1 tRNA gene is annotated in these 231 nt (G+C 49.4%); it reads right to left on the bottom strand.

The window, feature by feature from the left end:
• Positions 1-93 (bottom strand) — tRNA-Ser (locus DC53_RS00235).
• Positions 94-231 lie beyond the last annotated feature (138 nt).

Raw genomic sequence — 231 nt, 5'->3', positions numbered from 1 at the left:
TGGTGGAGAGGGAGGGATTCGAACCCTCGATAGAGCTACAAACTCTATACTCCCTTAGCAGGGGAGCTCCTTCGGCCACTCGGACACCTCTCCAACGCATAACCGGTTGTATTGATGGAAGTAAAAAAGCCACCAATTAAAATATGGTGGAGAGATAGGGATTTGAACCCTAGATGGGCTATAAACCCATGCCGGTTTTCAAGACCGGTGCATTCGACCACTCTGCCATCT

The sequence above is a fragment of the Pseudoalteromonas fuliginea genome (assembly GCF_000690055.1).
GTDB lineage: Bacteria > Pseudomonadota > Gammaproteobacteria > Enterobacterales > Alteromonadaceae > Pseudoalteromonas > Pseudoalteromonas fuliginea.
Note: the sequence above shows the minus strand (reverse complement) of the source record. Positions and strands in the feature narration are given on the sequence as shown.